At 70.4% G+C, this 18044-nt stretch carries 20 protein-coding genes; 6 read left to right on the top strand and 14 right to left on the bottom strand.

The window, feature by feature from the left end:
• Window positions 1-162: 162 nt before the first annotated feature.
• The 3 genes from ACFV8T_RS05080 to ACFV8T_RS05070 all read right to left on the bottom strand — a co-directional run bounded on the left by ACFV8T_RS05080 (window position 163) and on the right by ACFV8T_RS05070 (window position 2275).
• Window positions 163-402 carry a DUF6243 family protein gene (locus ACFV8T_RS05080; protein WP_385324651.1) on the bottom strand — a complete coding sequence of 80 codons (240 nt, stop codon included), beginning with the start codon at window positions 400-402 and terminating at the stop codon, window positions 163-165.
• Window positions 403-597: 195 nt separating this feature from the next.
• Entirely contained in the window at window positions 598-801 is a 204-nt protein-coding gene (locus ACFV8T_RS05075) for a hypothetical protein (protein WP_385324648.1), read from the bottom strand.
• Window positions 802-892: 91 nt separating this feature from the next.
• Window positions 893-2275, bottom strand: coding sequence for a glycine--tRNA ligase (locus ACFV8T_RS05070; RefSeq protein ID WP_385324645.1), 1383 nt, complete (start codon window positions 2273-2275; stop codon window positions 893-895).
• A 209-nt stretch (window positions 2276-2484) separates the two neighbouring features.
• Between ACFV8T_RS05070 and ACFV8T_RS05065 the strand changes: the two genes are divergently transcribed.
• The 4 genes from ACFV8T_RS05065 to ACFV8T_RS05050 all read left to right on the top strand — a co-directional run bounded on the left by ACFV8T_RS05065 (window position 2485) and on the right by ACFV8T_RS05050 (window position 5655).
• Window positions 2485-3438, top strand: a complete 954-nt coding sequence (locus ACFV8T_RS05065; RefSeq protein WP_385324644.1) for a metal ABC transporter substrate-binding protein — start codon at window positions 2485-2487, stop codon at window positions 3436-3438.
• Window positions 3439-3476: 38 nt separating this feature from the next.
• Window positions 3477-4259 (top strand): metal ABC transporter ATP-binding protein, encoded by a 783-nt coding sequence (locus tag ACFV8T_RS05060; RefSeq protein WP_385324642.1) that lies wholly within the window; start codon window positions 3477-3479, stop codon window positions 4257-4259.
• A 2-nt stretch (window positions 4260-4261) separates the two neighbouring features.
• Window positions 4262-5155, top strand: a complete 894-nt coding sequence (locus ACFV8T_RS05055; protein WP_385324640.1) for a metal ABC transporter permease — start codon at window positions 4262-4264, stop codon at window positions 5153-5155.
• Between the two features lie 65 nt (window positions 5156-5220).
• Window positions 5221-5655 (top strand): Fur family transcriptional regulator, encoded by a 435-nt coding sequence (locus ACFV8T_RS05050; RefSeq protein ID WP_385324638.1) that lies wholly within the window; start codon window positions 5221-5223, stop codon window positions 5653-5655.
• A gap of 33 nt (window positions 5656-5688) precedes the next feature.
• On the opposite strand, the gene ACFV8T_RS05045 is transcribed toward ACFV8T_RS05050, so the two are convergent.
• From ACFV8T_RS05045 to leuA, 4 genes are all read right to left on the bottom strand, one after another.
• Window positions 5689-6510 (bottom strand): isoprenyl transferase, encoded by an 822-nt coding sequence (locus ACFV8T_RS05045; RefSeq protein ID WP_385324636.1) that lies wholly within the window; start codon window positions 6508-6510, stop codon window positions 5689-5691.
• Between the two features lie 35 nt (window positions 6511-6545).
• Window positions 6546-7292: a DNA repair protein RecO gene (gene recO / locus ACFV8T_RS05040; RefSeq protein ID WP_072483560.1), complete on the bottom strand. Its 747-nt coding sequence runs from the start codon at window positions 7290-7292 to the stop codon at window positions 6546-6548.
• Between the two features lie 44 nt (window positions 7293-7336).
• A complete protein-coding gene (locus ACFV8T_RS05035) occupies window positions 7337-8014 on the bottom strand; it encodes a TerB family tellurite resistance protein (protein WP_385324633.1) in 678 nt (225 codons plus the stop codon).
• Window positions 8015-8254: 240 nt separating this feature from the next.
• Window positions 8255-10042, bottom strand: a complete 1788-nt coding sequence (leuA, locus tag ACFV8T_RS05030) for a 2-isopropylmalate synthase (protein WP_385324630.1) — start codon at window positions 10040-10042, stop codon at window positions 8255-8257.
• Between the two features lie 294 nt (window positions 10043-10336).
• Between leuA and ACFV8T_RS05025 the strand changes: the two genes are divergently transcribed.
• Together ACFV8T_RS05025 and ACFV8T_RS05020 are read left to right on the top strand one after the other, a co-directional pair.
• Window positions 10337-11413: a M4 family metallopeptidase gene (locus tag ACFV8T_RS05025; protein WP_385324627.1), complete on the top strand. Its 1077-nt coding sequence runs from the start codon at window positions 10337-10339 to the stop codon at window positions 11411-11413.
• A 32-nt stretch (window positions 11414-11445) separates the two neighbouring features.
• Window positions 11446-11712 (top strand): protealysin inhibitor emfourin, encoded by a 267-nt coding sequence (locus tag ACFV8T_RS05020; RefSeq protein ID WP_385324625.1) that lies wholly within the window; start codon window positions 11446-11448, stop codon window positions 11710-11712.
• A gap of 77 nt (window positions 11713-11789) precedes the next feature.
• Here the strand turns inward: ACFV8T_RS05020 and era are convergent, their stop codons facing one another.
• From era to ybeY, 7 genes are all read right to left on the bottom strand, one after another.
• Window positions 11790-12764: a GTPase Era gene (gene era, locus ACFV8T_RS05015; protein ID WP_385324623.1), complete on the bottom strand. Its 975-nt coding sequence runs from the start codon at window positions 12762-12764 to the stop codon at window positions 11790-11792.
• Window positions 12765-12826: 62 nt separating this feature from the next.
• Window positions 12827-13771: a WxL protein peptidoglycan domain-containing protein gene (locus ACFV8T_RS05010; protein WP_385324793.1), complete on the bottom strand. Its 945-nt coding sequence runs from the start codon at window positions 13769-13771 to the stop codon at window positions 12827-12829.
• Window positions 13772-13854: 83 nt separating this feature from the next.
• Window positions 13855-15210, bottom strand: a complete 1356-nt coding sequence (locus ACFV8T_RS05005; RefSeq protein ID WP_385324791.1) for a beta-xylosidase — start codon at window positions 15208-15210, stop codon at window positions 13855-13857.
• Window positions 15211-15451: 241 nt separating this feature from the next.
• On the bottom strand, window positions 15452-15805 hold the full coding sequence (locus ACFV8T_RS05000) for a cytidine deaminase (protein WP_072483567.1): 354 nt from the start codon (window positions 15803-15805) through the stop codon (window positions 15452-15454).
• A 98-nt stretch (window positions 15806-15903) separates the two neighbouring features.
• Window positions 15904-16257, bottom strand: a complete 354-nt coding sequence (locus ACFV8T_RS04995) for an MmcQ/YjbR family DNA-binding protein (RefSeq protein WP_385324620.1) — start codon at window positions 16255-16257, stop codon at window positions 15904-15906.
• Window positions 16254-17546, bottom strand: coding sequence for a hemolysin family protein (locus ACFV8T_RS04990; protein ID WP_385324617.1), 1293 nt, complete (start codon window positions 17544-17546; stop codon window positions 16254-16256). Before ACFV8T_RS04990 ends, ACFV8T_RS04995 begins: the two co-directional genes overlap by 4 nt.
• A complete protein-coding gene (ybeY, locus tag ACFV8T_RS04985; protein WP_072483570.1) occupies window positions 17543-18040 on the bottom strand; it encodes an rRNA maturation RNase YbeY in 498 nt (165 codons plus the stop codon). The genes ACFV8T_RS04990 and ybeY overlap by 4 nt, the downstream gene beginning before the upstream one ends.
• Window positions 18041-18044: the final 4 nt, after the last annotated feature.

Raw genomic sequence — 18044 nt, 5'->3', positions numbered from 1 at the left:
AGTGGACGAACCAGTCGGCCGACGAGCCCTCGACATAGCGGACGGGCAGGTCGCGGGGGGGGGGGAAGGTCTCGACCCGCAGCTGCGGCCCGCCTCCCGCCCCCCCCCCCCCCTACCCCCTCCCCCCCCCCCCCCCACGGTCGTACGGGTGGTGAGGGGACGTCAGCTCTGCGCCGGGGCGTCCCGCTCGGTCGCGTCCGGCTGCGCGGCGTCGTCCGGCGAGGACTCCGGGGCGGTACCCGACAGCGCGCGCTCACGCATCCTGCGCAGCAGCTCCTGCCTCTGGTCGGCCGCCGCCTTGCGGTCGGCGTCGCGCGCAGGGCCGGCGCCCTGCTGCTCGGCGCGGGACAGCTTCTTGCGCTGTCCGCCCACACCGAGCAGGTTGTTACGGCTCTTGGCCACGGCGTTCTCCGGTTCGTAGTGCGAAGTGAGGTCTCAAGCGACCTGGAATCGGTCCGGTGGGCGGCGGGTGGTCCGGCCCGCCGCGCTCTCACTCGTAGATCTGGAAGAACGAAGACATGCCGGAACCGTACCGCGGCCCGGCGGGCCTCCGCACCAGCTTTTCGGCCGGTCGCGTGCCGTGCCCCGCGCCGGGCCTCAGGACGCCGGGTCCACCGTCGCCCGGTGGGCCTCGGCGAGATGCTCCCCGGCCTTGAGCCAGGGCAGGAACTGCACCTGTTCGCTCCAGCCGCAGGTGTCGCAGCTCAGCTGCCGCCGCACCCCCGACTTCCGTACGTGGACGATGTGTTCACGGCCGTGCTGGTCCCATCTCCTGACCTTGCTGGTGGTCATGGACGGCATCGGGGCCTCCTGGGTGGGGGGTGCCCAGTGTGCAACGAAGCCCCCGGTTCCGTACGGGGAACCGGGGGCTTCGTCCAGCGGACTCGGTGGATCAGCAGCCGAGCAGGCGGGCGCCGAGGTAGGCCTGGATCTGGTCCAGGGAGACGCGCTCCTGCTTCATGGTGTCGCGCTCGCGCACGGTCACCGCGTTGTCGTCGAGGGTGTCGAAGTCGACGGTGACGCAGAACGGCGTACCGATCTCGTCCTGACGGCGGTAGCGGCGGCCGATGGCGCCCGCGTCGTCGAACTCGATGTTCCAGTTCTTCCGCAGGTCGGCCGCGAGGCCCTTGGCCTTCGGCGACAGCTGCGGGTTCCGGGACAGCGGCAGGACGGCGACCTTGACCGGCGCCAGGCGCGGGTCGAGACGCATCACGGTGCGCTTCTCCATGACGCCCTTGGCGTTGGGCGCCTCGTCCTCGATGTAGGCGTCGAGGAGGAAGGCGAGCATCGCGCGGCCGACACCGGCCGCCGGCTCGATGACGTACGGGGTCCAGCGCTCGCCGGCCTCCTGGTCGAAGAACACCAGGTCGGTGCCCGAGGCCTTGGAGTGCGCCTTGAGGTCGTAGTCCGTGCGGTTGGCGACGCCCTCCAGCTCACCCCACTCGCTGCCGCCGAAGCGGAAGCGGTACTCGATGTCGGCGGTGCGCTTGGAGTAGTGGGAGAGCTTCTCCGCCGGGTGCTCGTACCAGCGCATGTTCTCCTCGCGCATGCCGAGCTCCGTGTACCAGTTCCAGCGCTGGTCCATCCAGTACTGCTGCCACTCCTCGTCCTCGCCCGGCTTGACGAAGAACTCCATCTCCATCTGCTCGAACTCGCGGGTGCGGAAGATGAAGTTGCCCGGGGTGATCTCGTTGCGGAACGACTTGCCCATCTGGGCGATGCCGAACGGCGGCTTCTTGCGCGAGGTCTGCAGCACCTGGCCGAAGTTGGTGAAGATGCCCTGGGCGGTCTCGGGACGCAGGTAGGCAACCGAGCCGGAGTCCTGGGTCGGGCCGAGGTGGGTGGAGAGCAGACCCGAGAACTGCTTGGGCTCGGTGAAGGTGCCCTTGTTGCCGCAGTTGGGGCAGTTGAGCTCGGCGAGGCCGTTCACGGGCGGCTTGCCGTGCTTCTCCTCGTACGCCTCCTCCAGGTGGTCGGCGCGGAAGCGCTTGTGGCAGGAGGTGCACTCGGTCAGCGGGTCGCTGAACGTGGCGACGTGGCCGGAGGCGACCCAGACCTCGGGGGCGAGGATGACCGACGAGTCGAGACCGACCACGTCCTCGCGCGAAGTGACCATGTAGCGCCACCACTGGCGCTTGAGGTTCTCCTTCATCTCGACGCCCAGCGGCCCGTAGTCCCAGGCGGCCTTCTGGCCTCCGTAGATCTCACTGCACGGGTAGACGAAGCCACGGCGCTTGCTCAGGCTGACGATGGAGTCGATCTTGTCGGCGGCCACGGTGCTCTCTTCATTACGACGACGAAAACTGGACAGGGGATGGCGCGAAGCGCCTCGGTGGGGGGTGGTGATCAGGAGACGACGGGCGAATGCTTCAGATTACCGGCGGGCACGCCCCCTGGATCAAATCGATACCGGCGGCGTCGGTCGGGAAGTCATCTCATCAGCCTTGTTGACAATCGTTTCCAGTTTTGTTGAAAATGACTGTCATGAACGTCAGCCGCCTCATACCCACCGCCGCCGTCGCCGGAGCAGTCGCCCTCGGCCTCACCGCGCTCACCGCCTGCTCCTCCTCGGACGCCGCGGACCACAAGAACGGCGACAAACTGGACGTGGTGGCCTCGTTCTATCCGATGCAGTTCCTGGCCGAGCAGATAGGCGGGAAGCATGTCTCCGTCACCACGCTGACCAGGCCGGGCCTGGAGCCGCACGACCTGGAGCTCAGCCCGCGGCAGATCGGCGGGCTCACCGACGCCGACTTCGTCCTGTACCTCAAGGGCATCCAGCCCGCCGTGGACGACGCCATCGAGCAGTCCGGCGCGAAGGATGTCGTCGACGCCTCGAAGCTCACCACGCTGGAGGACCACGGCACCGAGACCGGCGGCGACGAGCACGGCCACGAGCACCACGGCGACGAGGCCGGGGCCGACCCCCACATCTGGCTGGACCCGGTGAAGTACGCCGAGGTCGCCAAGGGCGTGGGCGCGTCCCTGGAGAAGACCGACCCCGACCACGCCGCGGACTACCGGAAGAACACGGACGCGCTGGTCACCAAGCTCGACGGCCTGAACACGGCGTACGCGAACGGGCTGAAGAACACCGCCACCAAGACGTTCATCACCACCCACTCCGCCTTCGGGTACCTCGCCGAGCGCTACGGCCTCACCCAGGAGGGCATCGCCGGCGTCGACCCCGAGGCCGAGCCCAGCCCCGCCCGGATCAACGAGATCCACACCGTCGCGGAGAAGAACAAGGTCACCACCGTATTCTTCGAGACGCTCGCCAGCGACAAAACCGCGAGGACCCTCGCCAAGGACACCGGCCTGAAGACCGACGTCCTGGACCCGCTCGAAGGAATCACGGGCAAGTCCAAGGGCACCGACTACATCGAGGTCATGCAGTCCAACCTCGCCGCCCTCCAGAAGGCGCTCGGCGCGAAGTGACCCCCGCAACACCCGCCACAGCAGCATCGGAGGCACTCATGCCCGAGACCGGGAGCACCACGACCGACCCCGTGATAGCCCTGCGGGGCGCCACCGCCACGCTCGGCGCGCGTCCCGTGCTGCGCGGCATCGACCTGACCGTCCACCGCGGCGAGGTCGCCGCCCTGCTCGGCGCCAACGGCTCGGGCAAGTCGACCGCCGTACGCTCCGTCATCGGCCAGGTCCCGCTCACCGGCGGCTCCGTCGAACTGTTCGGCACCCCGCTGCGCCGCTTCCGCGACTGGGCACGCATCGGTTACGTACCCCAGCGCACCACGGCGGCCGGCGGCGTCCCCGCCACGATCCGCGAGGTCGTCACCTCCGGTCGGCTCTCCCGCACCAGGCTGGGCCTGCTCCGCAAGGCCGACCGGGCCGCCGTCGACCGGGCCATCGAGCTCGTCGGCCTCGCCGACCGGGCCAAGGACTCGGTGGACGCGCTCTCCGGCGGACAGCACCAGCGGGTGCTGATCGCCCGCGCGCTGGCCGCCGAACCCGAGCTGCTGATCATGGACGAGCCGATGGCCGGCGTCGACCTGGCCAGCCAGGAGATCCTGGCCGCGACCCTGCGCGAGCAGGTCGCGGCCGGCACCACGGTGCTGCTCGTGCTGCATGAGCTCGGCCCGCTGGAGCCGCTGATCGACCGCGCGATCGTGCTGCGCGACGGCTGTGTGATGCACGACGGGCCGCCACCGAAGGCGCTGGGCCAGCACGCCCTGCCCGGACACGACCACGTACACCCCCACGCGGCCTCCGAGCCCGTCCGGACGGGACTGCTGAGCTGATCATGGAATTCCTCAATCCGCCCTTCATGCAGCGGGCCCTGCTCGCCGCCGTGCTCGTCGGCGTCATCGCCCCCGCCGTCGGCATCTACCTCGTCCAGCGCCGCCAGGCCCTGATGGGCGACGGCATCGGCCATATCGCGATGACCGGTGTCGGTCTCGGCTTCCTGCTCTCCACCAGCCCGGTCTGGATGGCCACGGCGGTCGCCGTCGCCGGCGCCGTCGTGATGGAGCTGATCCGCTGGTACGGACGCACCCGCGGCGACATCGCGCTGGCCATGCTGTTCTACGGCGGCATGGCGGGCGGTGTGCTGCTGATCAACCTCTCCGACACCGGCTCCAACGCCAACCTCACCTCGTACCTCTTCGGCTCCCTGTCCACGGTCTCCTCCGAGGACATCACCTCGATCTGCGTGCTGGCCGCCTTCGTGCTGCTGGTGACGCTGGGGCTGCGCCGCCAGCTGTTCGCGGTCAGCCAGGACGAGGAGTTCGCCCGGGTCACCGGGCTGCCGGTGCGCGCGCTGAATCTGCTGGTCGCCGTGACGGCTGCGGTGACCGTCACCGTCGCGATGCGGGTCGTCGGGCTGCTGCTGGTCAGCGCGCTGATGGTGGTGCCGGTCGCGGCCGCGCAGCAGATCTCCAGGTCCTTCAGGGTGACGTTCGTGCTTTCGGTCGTCATCGGCACGGCGGTGACCCTGGCCGGCACCGTGACCTCGTACTACCAGGACGTCCCGCCCGGCGCGACGATCGTGCTGCTGGCCATCGCGGTCTTCATCGCCCTGACGCTGCTGGCGACCCCGCTGGCCAGAAACCGCGCACGCCGGAGCGAAGCGGCGTCCGAGGAGTGCACTCTGGAGGTACCGGCCTCCCGTCCGGCCCCGGACGCGCTCCGGGTTTGACCGCGACGGCCGGACGGGCTGGCACAATGGCCCGACACAGGTACGGGCGACACGAGGAGGCTGCTGTGGCGACGGCGCCGATCAGTGGAACGAACGCGGCCCCGGTACGCGGCCGGTCGACCCGGCAGCGGGCGGCGGTGGCGGCGGCGCTCGACGAGGTGGACGAGTTCCGCAGCGCCCAGGAGCTGCACGACGTGCTCAAGCACCGCGGTGACTCGGTCGGGCTGACCACCGTCTACCGCACCCTCCAGTCCCTCGCCGACGCCGGCGAGGTCGACGTGCTGCGCACCACGGACGGCGAGTCCGTGTACCGGCGCTGCTCGACCGGGGACCACCACCACCATCTGGTGTGCCGGATGTGCGGCAAGGCCGTGGAGGTCGAGGGCCCCGCGGTGGAGCAGTGGGCGGAGACCATCGCCACTCAGCACGGGTATGTGAACGTGGCCCATACGGTGGAGATCTTCGGTACGTGCGCGGAGTGCGCGGGCGCGAAGAAGTGAGGTCCGGGGGCGCTGCCCCCGGACCCCCCTCGCTCAGCCCGTCGGCTCCTGCGCCGCCTCCACCGCACCGCCGAAGCGCCGGTCCCGCTGGGCGAACTCCAGGCAGGCCCGCCACAGGTCGCGGCGGTCGAAGTCCGGCCAGAGCACGTCCTGGAAGACCATCTCGGCGTAGGCGCTCTGCCAGATCAGATAGTTGGACGTGCGCTGCTCCCCGCTGGGGCGGACGAAGAGGTCGACGTCCGGCATGTCCGGGTAGTAGATGTACTTCGCGAAGGTCTTCTCGTTGACCTTGGACGGGTCCAGCTTCCCGGCCGCGACGTCCTGCGCGATGCGCTGCGCGGCGTCGGCGATCTCGGCCCGGCCGCCGTAGTTGACGCAGAAGTACAGCGTCATCCTGTCGTTGTCCTTGGTCTGCTCCTGGGCGACCTGGAGCTCCTGGACCACGGACTTCCACAGCTTGGGCATGCGGCCCACCCAGCGGATGCGGATGCCCAGCTCGTCCATCTCGTCGCGGCGGCGGCGGATGACGTCCCGGTTGAAGTTCATCAGGAACTTCACTTCCTCCGGGGACCGCTTCCAGTTCTCGGTGGAGAACGCGTACAGCGAGAGGTTCTTGACGCCCATCTCGATGCAGCCCTTGAGCACGTCCATGACGACGCCCTCGCCGACCTTGTGACCCTCGGTGCGCGGCAGGCCGCGTTCCTTGGCCCAGCGGCCGTTCCCGTCCATCACGACGGCCACGTGCTTGGGCACCAGCTCGCCGGGGATCTTCGGGGGCGTGGCACCGGAGGGGTGCGGCTCCGGAGTCTTGTAGTCGCGCCGGTTACGGCTGCCGAGCATCCCGCGTACTGCCATGAACTGTCTCGCTCCCTGTGCCTGATCCGCCTGTGTCACTTCTCTACGTACCGCAGTGAGCGCAGCCCGCGCTCCAGGTGCCAGTGCAGATAGGCGGACACCAGTCCGCTCCCCTCCCTGACATGACGCGCCTCGCACGCGTCCGCCGTCTCCCAGTCACCGCTGAGCAGTGCGCTCAGCAGGGTGACGGCCTCAGCCGAGGGTACGACGCTGCCGGGCACCCGGCAGTCGCCGCATATGACGCCGCCCGCCGCGACGGAGAAGAACCGGTTCGGTCCGGGCATTCCGCACTTGGCGCAGTCCTCGAAGCTGGGTGCGTAGCCGTTGACGGCCAGCGAGCGCAGCAGGAACGCGTCGAGGATGAGATGCGGCTCGTGCTCGCCGCGGGCGAGGGTGCGCAGCCCGCCGACGAGCAGCAGGTACTGCTGGACCGCGGGCTCGCCCTCGTGGTCGGTGAACCGCTCGGCGGTCTCCAGCATCGCGGTGCCCGCGGTGTAGCGGGCGTAGTCGGTGACGATGCCGCCGCCGTACGGGGCGATCGTCTCGCTCTGGGTGCAGAGCGGCAGTCCGCGGCCGATCAGTTCGCTGCCGCGGGCGAAGAACTGCACGTCGACGTGGGAGAAGGGTTCCAGCCGCGCCCCGAACTTGGACTTCGTGCGCCGCACCCCGCGCGCGACGGCGCGTACCCGGCCGTGGCCGCGGGTCAGGATCGTGATGATCCGGTCGGCCTCGCCCAGCTTCTGCGTGCGCAGCACCACGCCGTCGTCCCGGAACAAGCTCATACGACCATTGTCCGGTACGGGAAGGGCCGGCGGGGCCGGGGCCGTCAGGAGGGGGTGCGCGCGGCCTCGGCGAGCAGTCGGGCCGTGTCCTGGGCGCAGAGCTGCAGCGCGCCGCCGACGGTGGTCAGCACCTCGCGCTCCGCCGGTCCGTACGGGCCGTCGGCGAGCGCGATCCTGGCGCCCTGAAGCAGGATCGATTCGCGTCCGGCGGGGGCCAGATGCGGGGCCAGGGGTTCCAGCGCCTCGTGCAGTTCGATGGAGAGGGCCGCTCCGCAGGCCTCGGCCGCGAGGTCGAAGGCGGAGCCGTGGCCGGTGTCGGCGGCGAGGACCTCGACGACGGTGCAGAGCTGTTCCTCGGTGCAGTCGTCGAACCCGGCACCGCGCACGGTGGCGGCCGCGGCCTCCAGCACCGTGCGGGAGGTGGTGCCGCCGGCCGCGAGGACGCCGAGCGTGACGGTGTGGACGGCGTCCCGGAGCATGGCGGAGAGCCGGGTGGTGGTGGGGTGGTCGAGCGCATCGGTGCCGAAGTGCTCCCGGCAGGCGGCGCATTCGACGACCGGGCCGGCGGTGCCGCGCGCCAGCATCGGCACGCCGAGCACCACGAACCGCCGGCGGCCGGTGAGACGGCGGTAGTTGCGGTCGCCGCCGCAGCCGGGGCAGAAGAACTCCCCGTCGCCGACGGGGTCCCAGACGGTGCGGATGCCGCAGATACGCAGCTTCATGGCGCGTTGTCCCAGGGCTGACCGCACGTCGCACACCTCCGTAACTCCCCCGTAGCCCTAAGGGCACGGGAGGTGCCCCCTCCGGCAACATTGCCGTGTGGACGTGATGTTAACCACAGTCGCGATGCGGCGTCAGCACCTCGCTCGTCACAACCGCCCGGAGATGGCCGAACCCCGCCCCCCGGATACGGGTGGACGGGGTCCTCGGCCGTGCGGCCCGGTGCCCTCTCGGGCGCCGGATCAGCGGGTGGCGCGGTTGACCGCGGAGACGACCGCCTTCAGCGAGGCCCGCGTGGTGTTGGCGTCGATGCCGATGCCCCACAGGACCTTTCCGTCGATCGCGCACTCGATGTACGAGGCGGCCTGGGAGCTGGCGCCCTCGCTCATGGTGTGCTCGGTGTAGTCCAGCAGCCGGGCGTCGATGCCGATGGCCTGCAGCGCCTCGAAGAACGCGGAGATCGGCCCGTTGCCGGTACCGGTCAGTACGGTGTCCGCGCCGTCCACGGTCGCCTCGACGGTGATCGTGTCCTGGCCGTCGGAGCCGGTCGTGGTCTGGCCGGTGCGCAGCTGTACGCGGCCCCAGGCGTTCTCCGGGTTGGGCAGGTACTCGTCGCGGAACGTGGACCAGATCTGCGTCGGCGTGACCTCGCCGCCCTCGGCATCCGTCTTGGCCTGAATGATCCGGGAGAATTCGATCTGCATCCGGCGCGGCAGGTCCAGCTTGTGGTCGTTCTTCAGGACGTAGGCGATTCCGCCCTTGCCGGACTGCGAGTTGACCCGGATGACGGCCTCGTAGCTGCGGCCGACGTCCTTCGGGTCGATCGGCAGGTACGGCACCGCCCATTCGAGGTCGTCGACCGTCCTGCCCTGGGCGGCCGCGTCGGCCTCCATGGCGTCGAAGCCCTTCTTGATGGCGTCCTGGTGGGAGCCGGAGAAGGCGGTGTAGACCAGGTCGCCCGCGTAGGGGTGGCGCGGGTGGACCTCCATCTGGTTGCAGTACTCGCTGGTGCGGCGGATCTCGTCGATCTGCGAGAAGTCGATCTGCGGGTCGACGCCCTGCGAGAAGAGGTTCATGCCCAGGGTGACCAGGTCGACGTTGCCGGTGCGCTCGCCCTGGCCGAACAGGCAGCCCTCGATCCGGTCCGCACCGGCCATGATGGCCAGCTCGGCGGCGGCGACGGCGGTGCCGCGGTCGTTGTGCGGGTGGACCGACAGGCAGACGAACTCGCGGCGCGACAGATTGCGCGACATCCACTCGAACCGGTCCGCGTGCGTGGACGGCGTCGAACGCTCCACGGTGGCGGGCAGGTTGAGGATGATCTCGCGGCCCTCCTCCGGCTGCCAGACGTCGCAGACCGCCTCGCAGACCTCCAGGGCGAAGTCCAGCTCGGTGTCGGTGAAGATCTCGGGGCTGTACTGGTAGCCGAACGTCGTCTCCGGGCCCAGCAGCTTCTCCGCGTACTCCATGACCAGCCGCGTGCCGTCCACGGCGATCTGCTTGATGTCGTCCTTGGAGCCGCGGAAGACGACCCGGCGGAAGGTGGGCGCCGTCGCGTTGTACAGGTGCACGGTGGCCCGGCGGGCGCCGACGACGGACTCGACGGTCCGCTCGATCAGGTCCTCGCGGGCCTGCGTCAGGACGGAGATCGTCACGTCCTCGGGGATCGCGCCCTCTTCGATGATGGAGCGGACGAACGCGAAGTCGGTCTCGCCGGAGGACGGGAAGCCGACCTCGATCTCCTTGTAGCCCATGCGTACGAGCAGATCGAACATCTCGCGCTTGCGGGCCGGCGACATCGGGTCGATCAGGGCCTGGTTGCCGTCGCGCAGGTCGGTGGAGAGCCAGCGGGGCGCGACGGTGATCCGCTTGTCCGGCCAGGTTCGGTCGGGGATGTCGACGGCCTCGTAGGTGCCGTACTTGTGGATCGGCATCCCGGACGGCTTCTGCAGCTGAGTCGCGTTGGTGATCGGCGTAGGACGGCCGACAGCGGTTTCAGCAGGGGTCTGAGCGGGATTTGCGTCGGTCATGGCGTACGGCTCCTCGGGGTCCAACCAGTGAGACGGCCGACTGTGTCGCTGCAACACCAGACTCCGCGGGGAGGGGGTCGGCCTACGACTACAGGCCCTCGCCGCGGCAGCTAAGAAGAAGCAGCCCGAAACGCATGATGCGACGAGACTAGCCGAGAGGCGCCTGATGCGTCCGTCCCGTATCAGTATGCGGGACCGGGCGCAGGAAACGCCCAACAGTGACCGATCACTCCATTTCGTCAATCCTGATCGCAACCAGTGACATCGCGATTACCTGGTGCCACAGTCGGCGGTATGCAGCCTCAGTCACCGCACGGGTTCCACCCCGTCTTCTGCACGATCGTGCCGCCTCATGTCCTCGACAAGCTGTCGCAGTCCGACAACCCCGATCTCGCCGGGCCCTCCCGTCGCACCCTGGAGAGCGACGCGGCCCGCCGCACCCGCCGCCAGATGGCCACGGTCGTCACCGTGCCCGTCACCCCCGCGACCGACGGGGAGGCCTCCGACAAGCCCGACCGGACGCTCTACGACTGCCGGCACCGCACCCGGCTGCCCGGCACCAAGGTCCGCGCCGAGGGCCAGGAGCCGACGCAGGACGCGAGCGTCAACCGCGCGTACGCGGGGCTCGGCGCCACCTTCGAACTGCTGCTCAAGGCGTACGGCCGCCGTTCGATCGACGGCAACGGACTGCCGCTGATCGGTTCCGTGCACTACGACGAGAAGTACAACAACGCCTTCTTCGACGGCGAGCAGATGGTCTTCGGCGACGGGGACGGCGAGATCTTCCTGGACTTCACCGTCGCCATCGACGTGATCGGCCATGAGCTGACCCACGGCCTGACCCAGTACACCGCCAATCTGAGCTACTACGGCCAGTCCGGCGCGCTCAACGAATCCATGTCCGACGTCTTCGGCTCCCTGGTCAAGCAGTACACGCTGGGCCAGACCGCCGACCAGGCCGACTGGCTGATCGGCGCCGGACTGCTGGCCCCCCGCGTCCAGGGCGTCGCGCTGCGCTCGATGAAGGCGCCGGGAACGGCGTACGACGACGACGTGCTGGGCAAGGACCCGCAGCCCGCGTCGATGGAGGACTACGTCCACACCAGCGAGGACAACGGCGGGGTGCACCTCAACTCCGGCATCCCGAACCGCGCGTTCTATCTGCTGGCGACGGCGCTCGGCGGCAACGCGTGGGAACGTGCCGGGCAGCTCTGGTTCGATGTGCTCACAGGTGGTCAACTGGCCGTGGACGCGGACTTCGCGTCCTTCGCCCGGCTGACGGTCGCCGCGGCCCGCAGCCGCTTCGGCGAGGGTGACGAGGCCGAGGCCGTCCTGAAGGCGTGGTCGGAAGTGGGCGTGCCGACCGCGTAGGGCACCGGGCGTCCGGCGTTGGAGGACATCGCATGCGGATTCAGGTCAGCAGGACCGGCGGCTTCGCCGGCATCGCACGCCAATGCGAGGTCGACACCGCCGGGCGGGACGACGCCCCGGAATGGGAGGCGCTGGCCGAATCGGCGCTGGCCGCGGGCCACGACACGCCTCCCAAGGGGGTGCCGGACGGCTTCCGGTATCGGATCACGGTCGGTGACCGGACGGTCCACTGCGCGGACCCGAGGCTGACCGACGCCCAGCGGGCACTGGTCTCACGCGTCCTGAAGGAGGGCGCGTGAGGCCGGTCTCCCGGTGACCCGGGGCACCGGCTCCCCCGTGACCCGGGTCCTTGCGGCCCGGGTCCCCGCGGCCCGGCTCAGAAGCCGAGCTTGCGCAGCTGCTTGGGATCGCGCTGCCAGTCCTTCGCGACCTTCACATGGAGGTCCAGGAAGACCGGTGTGCCGAGCAGTGCCTCGATGTGTTTGCGCGACTTCGTGCCGACGTCCTTCAGCCGCTTGCCCTTCGGGCCGATGATGATGCCCTTCTGGCTGGGGCGCTCGATGTAGACATTGGCGTGGATGTCGAGCAGCGGCTTGTCCGCCGGGCGACCCTCGCGCGGCAGCATCTCCTCGACGACGACCGCGATGGAGTGCGGCAGCTCGTCCCGTACGCCTTCGAGCGCGGCCTCACGGATCAGCTCCGCGACCATGACCATCTCGGGCTCGTCGGTGAGGTCGCCCTCCGGGTAGAGCGGCGGGCTCTCCGGGAGCAGCGGGGCGATCAGGTCACCCAGCAGCCCGACCTGGGTGTCCTTGACCGCGGAGACCGGGATGATCTCCGCCCACTCGAAGCCGAGCTCCTCGCCGAGGCGGGAGACGGCGATCAGCTGTTCGGCGAGCTGCTTGGAGTCGACCAGGTCGGTCTTGGTGATGATGGCGATCTTCGGGGTCTTCTTGATGCCCGCGAGTTCCTTGACGATGTACTTGTCGCCGGGGCCGAGCTTCTGGTCGGCGGGCAGGCAGAAGCCGATGACGTCGACCTCGGCCCAGGTGGTCCGTACGACGTCGTTGAGCCGCTCGCCCAGCAGTGTGCGCGGCTTGTGGAGCCCGGGAGTGTCGACCAGGATCAGCTGCGCGTCGTCGCGGTGCACGATGCCGCGCACGGTGTGCCGGGTGGTCTGCGGCCGGTTGGAGGTGATCGCCACCTTCTGGCCGACCAGAGCGTTCGTGAGGGTGGACTTGCCCGCGTTGGGGCGGCCCACGAAGCAGGCGAAACCGGCCCGGTGGGGGGCTTTGCCGGCGGCCTGGTGCGCAGCGGCTTCTGTGTCAGGTCGAACGCTCATGGCGCCCATTGTCCCCGATCCCGGCGGCCTCGCCGCACCAAGGGCAGCGGCGGGGCCTGTCGGATGTCCTCTCAGGCGGTGCGGGCACGGCTCCGACGGGCCCGTATCCACATCCCCGTACCCCCGCCGACGATCACCAGCAGGATCCCGGCCATCAGCCAGGGCAGGGCGAAGTACGAGACGGCGGCGGACTCGCGGGTCTCGCGGGCGCTCGCGGTCAGCCGGATCTCGCCCCATTCCAGCTGGGGCGCGCCGGCCCACTGCTCGGTCAGCCGGACCTCCTGGCGGGGCAGCAGCTCGGCGGGGATCCGCTTCAGGTCGCGGGCGAGCAGGGTGCGGCCGAAGAGCCCCTCGGCCTTGAGGGCGACCTTGGGACTGAGGGTGACATTGCCCCGGTTGTGGAGCGTGTACGAGATGACGGCCCGGCTCCTCCCGGTGCCCGGGACCAGCGGCTGGGTGTGCTCGACCCGGATGTCGTCCACGGAGAGCGCGGGCACGGTCGGTCCGTTCACCCGCAGATAGATCCGGGCGCCGACCGCCTTCCGGATGCCCACGGCGACGGCACCGGCGTCGGCGGGGTCGACGCGCTCGTCGAGTGCGACGAGGGCGCCGGGGTGGTCGCCCGGTTCGGCGTTCTCGGGGACGGTGATGGTGACCGGGACGGTGACCGAGCCGTGCGGCTCCACGGTGACCCGGTCGCGGTCGGTCCTCGCCCAGGCGCCGACCGAGCGCTGTCGCTCGTCGCGGGCCCGGACGGCGAACCCGCCGTCGCGGGCGGTGTTGTACGCGTCGGCCGCGTACAGCCGGAAGGTCTGCGGCCGGTCCGTCCTGTTGGTGACGGTGACCTTGTCGTGGAGCGTGGCGCCGGGGTCGGCCGAGAGGTAGAAGTACGGGCGCTGACCGGCCCGTTCGGTGGCCGGGTAGACCGACCAGCTGCCGTTGTCCGCGGCCTGGGCGGCGGGCGCGCCGATCAGCAGGAGAGCGCCGGTCAGGAGGAGCAGGTAGATCTTGCGCACGATGCGGTACCCCCGGGTGGTGGTCGGTACGGGCGGTCCGGGCGGGTGCGCGCCCGGTCCGCCGGTCGGTCGGGACCGCTCGGTCACGTGAGGGTGAGGGTGAGCACGCCGGAGTACGCGCCGGGGGCGGTGTACGCCGGTACGTTCAGCGCGAGCCGGGCGTCGACGGTGAACTCGCCGCCGGTGACGGTCCCGTTCGGCGTGGACGCCAGCGTGGCGCCCGCGCTGCCGACCGGTCCGCCGGAACCCGCCGCACAGGTGCTCGGGCTGCCGGCCTTCGTCGCGCAGACCGGCGTCCAGCCGAGTGCGGACGCGCCGATCGTCGCGCCGCCGGGGCCCTTGAAGTCGGTGACCTTTCCGGTCAGGGACCAGCCCGCGGGGCCGCCGCGGAAGTCCTCGACCGTCACCGTCTGCAGGGAGCCCCGGGAGGCGCCGCCGCGGCCGAAGTCGACCGCCGACATCTCGACGGTGTCCCCGGCCTGGACCATGGAGAGCGTGCCCGCCCTGACGGAGGCGTTGAGCTTCTGGCTGCCGTCCGGGGTCTCCCCGCCACCACCGGTGACGGTGTAGGCCTGCGGGCCCGCGCCCTTGGCCGGGTCCCAGCCGGCGCCCTCGTAGGCGACGATGCCGGTGGTCGCCGGGTCGTCGACGGTGAGCCGGCCGCTGAAGCCGCCGGAGCCGTCCGCCTTGGCGGTGGCCGTGTCGGCGGTCGGTGCGTCACCGGCCCGGCCGGCGAGGGTGATGTCCGCGCCCGGGGTGAACTTCGACCCGGTGACGGTGACCGTGTCGCCCGCCTTGCCGGACGCGGCGCCGAGCTGGATGGCGCGCTCGTTGACCTGGCCGCCGCCGTCCGTCGCGATGATCGTCTCGGAGACGGGTGCGGGCGGGTCCGTCACCGTGCAGGGAGTGTCCAGCTCCATGATGTAGCTGGTGTGGATGTTGTAGTCGCCGGGCGAGAGCGTGATCTGTCCGGGCGCGGTGACCGTGAAGGTGCCGGTCATCGAGAACGACGGGAAGGCGCCCTTGCCGGGTACCGGGTCGTTCTTCTTCGGGCCCGCGACGGTGACGCTCGCGCTCTGGGCGCCGCCGACGGTGACCTTGCCGGTCGGCGTCATGATGTCGGCGGGCAGCGCCAGATCGACCGGGTTGCTCGCGGCGGCTTCGACGACGGTGTAGGTGACCGTGACCGTGTCGCCCACCTCCGGGGCGGCGTTGTCTACGGTGATCTCGGCCTTCGTCGTCCCGTCGATCGGCGGGATGCCCGCGATGGCGGGCGGGATGCAGTGGGTGGGGAAGTCCACCGGCACCGAGGCGGTGGCCATGGCCTGCGCGGGACCCGCGAGCCCCCCTCCCCCGGCCACGACGAGCGCGCCGACACCCAGCGCGGCGGCCCAGCGGCGGCCGTGCCCCGGCCGACTTCGGGCACCGGATCTTCGCATGCTGATTCTTCGGACGGTCGGACGCATGGAGCCCCCTCCTGCGGATGCGGCGCAGCGGCTCTTCCGCGCCGACGGGGGCTCATTGACGGCCCCGGCCCCGAAGAAGTCAATGGGAGCGAAACGCTTCGGCTGATGACCCATCAGATGCTGTCAAGATCCGCGATTCCCGCACATGGTGTGCGAACGCCCCGCGCCGGTCGGCTGCGGGGCGTTCGTACACGGTGTGCGGATGTTGTCCGCGTCAGCCCGCCGTCACGCTGACCCGCAGGGTGCCGTCGGGGCCGGCGAGCAGGACGGGGGTGTCCGGGCCGCCCAGGTCCCGTACCGCGGCACGGTCCTCGTCCGACGGGGTCTCGGCCTCGGAGACGACCGCGGCCGCCTCCAGGGAGGTGGCCCCGCTGGCCACGGCCATCGCCACGGCGGTCTGCAGCGCGCTGAGCTTCAGCGACTCCAGCCGTACGGTGCCTGCGACATACGTACGTCCGGTCTCGTCCCGTACGGCCGCGCCCTCCGGCACACCGTTGCGGGCGCGGGCGCTGCGCGCCAGCGTGACGATCTTGCGGTCCTCGGCGCCGAGGTCGGTGCTCTCAGTCATGTGCCGAGCATACGAACCGGGCGCACCCGCCCGCGCACTGCCCGGGGCCTGTCCGGCGGATCGGGGCGCGACCCCGGCCCTGATCCGCCGGACAGGTCCTACGGCCGGTCGAGCCGCAGCCGGTCCGCCTTCGGCAGCCCCGCCACCACCAGGTCGTAGGAGTCCTCGACCAGTTCGCGGAACACCCGGTCCGGCACCCCGGAAACCGTCACCGTGTTCCAGTGCCGTTTGTTCATGTGCCAGCCCGGCACCACCGCGTCGTACTTCTCCCGCAGCCGCACCGCCTCGTCCGGATCGCACTTCAGGTTCACCGTCAGCGGCCGGGCGTCCAGCGTGCTGAGCGCGAACATCTTGCCGAGCACCTTGAAGACGGAGGTCCCGGGGCCGAACGGGAACTCCTCGGCACTCGCGTTGAACTCCAGGCAGAACGCCCTCAGCTGCTGCGGAGTCATCCCTCGCCCTCCCCCCGGGAAGCCACGGGCTCCACCAGCACCGTGACGATCTTGTTGCGGCGACCCGCCGGGGACTCCGCGGTCAGCCGCAGCCGACGGCCGTCCGGCAGGTCGACGACGGCCGACGCCCCGGCGATCGGGACCCGCCCCAGCGCCTTGGCCAGCAGTCCGCCGACGGTCTCCACGTCCTCGTCGTCGTACTCGTCGAGGCCGAACAGCTCCCCGAGGTCGCCGATGTCGAGGCGCGCGGTCACCCGGAAGCAGTCGTTCTCCAGCGCCTGGACGGGCGGGAGCTCGCGGTCGTACTCGTCGGTGATCTCGCCGACGATCTCCTCCAGGATGTCCTCGATGGTGACGATGCCCGCCGTGCCGCCGTACTCGTCGATCACGACGGCGACGTGACTGCGCTCCTGCTGCATCTCGCGCAGCAGGTCACCGGCGTTCTTGGTGTCGGGCACGAAGGCCGCCGGCCGCATCGCGGTGGAGACCAGATCGGCCTCCGACTCGCGGTTGATGTGGGTCTTGCGGACCAGGTCCTTCAGATACACGATGCCGACGATGTCGTCCTCGTTCTCCCCGGTGACCGGGATCCGCGAGAAACCGGAGCGCAGGGCCAGGGTCAGCGCCTGCCGGATCGTCTTGTAGCGCTCGATGCAGACCAGGTCCGTCCGCGGCACCATGACCTCGCGCACGAGCGTGTCGCCGAGCTCGAAGACGGAGTGCACCATGCGGCGCTCCTCGTCCTCGATCAGCGACTCCGCCTCGGCGAGGTCGACCATCGCGCGCAGTTCGGCCTCGCTGGCGAACGGTCCCTTGCGGAACCCCTTGCCCGGGGTCAGCGCGTTGCCGACGAGGATCAGCAGCTGCGGGATCGGGCCCATGACCCTGGCCAGCGGCAGCAGGACGTACGCCGCGGCGGTGGCCGTGTTCAGCGGGTGCTGGCGGCCGATGGTACGCGGCGACACGCCGATGGCGACGTAGGAGACGAGGACCATCACGCCCATGGCGACGGCCAGCGCCTCCCAGGTCCGGGGGAACTCCTTCAGACAGGCGTACGTGACGAGCACCCCGGCCGACATCTCGCAGGCGACCCGCACCAGCAGGGCGACGTTGAGATAGCGGGTCGGATCCGCCGCGACCTGTTCCAGCTTCCGGCTGCCGCGCCGCCCGGAGCGGACCGCCTCGGCGGCCCGGAAGCTGGAGACCCGGGCGATGCCCGCCTCCGCGCAGGCCGCCAGCCAGCCGACGACGACCAGCAGAACGGCACCCAGGACGAGAGGAACGCTCACGACACGGTGGGCGCGGGCGACGGGCCGGTCAGGCCGTGCTCGGCGCGCCAGCCGTCGACGATCGCGGCCTGGAGACCGAACATCTCGGCCTTCTCGTCCGGCTCCTCGTGGTCGTACCCGAGGAGGTGCAGCACTCCGTGGACCGTGAGGAGCTGGAGCTCCTCGTCCATGGAGTGCCGGGTCTCCGCGTCCTCGCCCTGCTTCTTGGCGACCTCCGGGCAGAGCACGATGTCACCGAGGAGCCCCTGCGGGGGCTCCTCGTCGTCCTTGGCCGGCGGACGCAGCTCGTCCATCGGGAAGGACATGACATCGGTCGGGCCCGGGAGGTCCATCCACTGGATGTGGAGCTGTTCCATGGCGTCGGTGTCCACCACGATCACCGAGAGTTCGGAGAGCGGGTGGATCCGCATCCGCGCGAGCGCGTAGCGGGCGATGTCGAGGATCGCCTGCTCGTCGACCTCGGTTCCGGACTCGTTGTTGACGTCGATCGACATGGTG

The organism is Streptomyces sp. NPDC059832 (assembly GCF_042731715.1).
Classification (GTDB): domain Bacteria; phylum Actinomycetota; class Actinomycetes; order Streptomycetales; family Streptomycetaceae; genus Streptomyces.
This window is presented reverse-complemented; position numbering and strand designations above follow the sequence as displayed.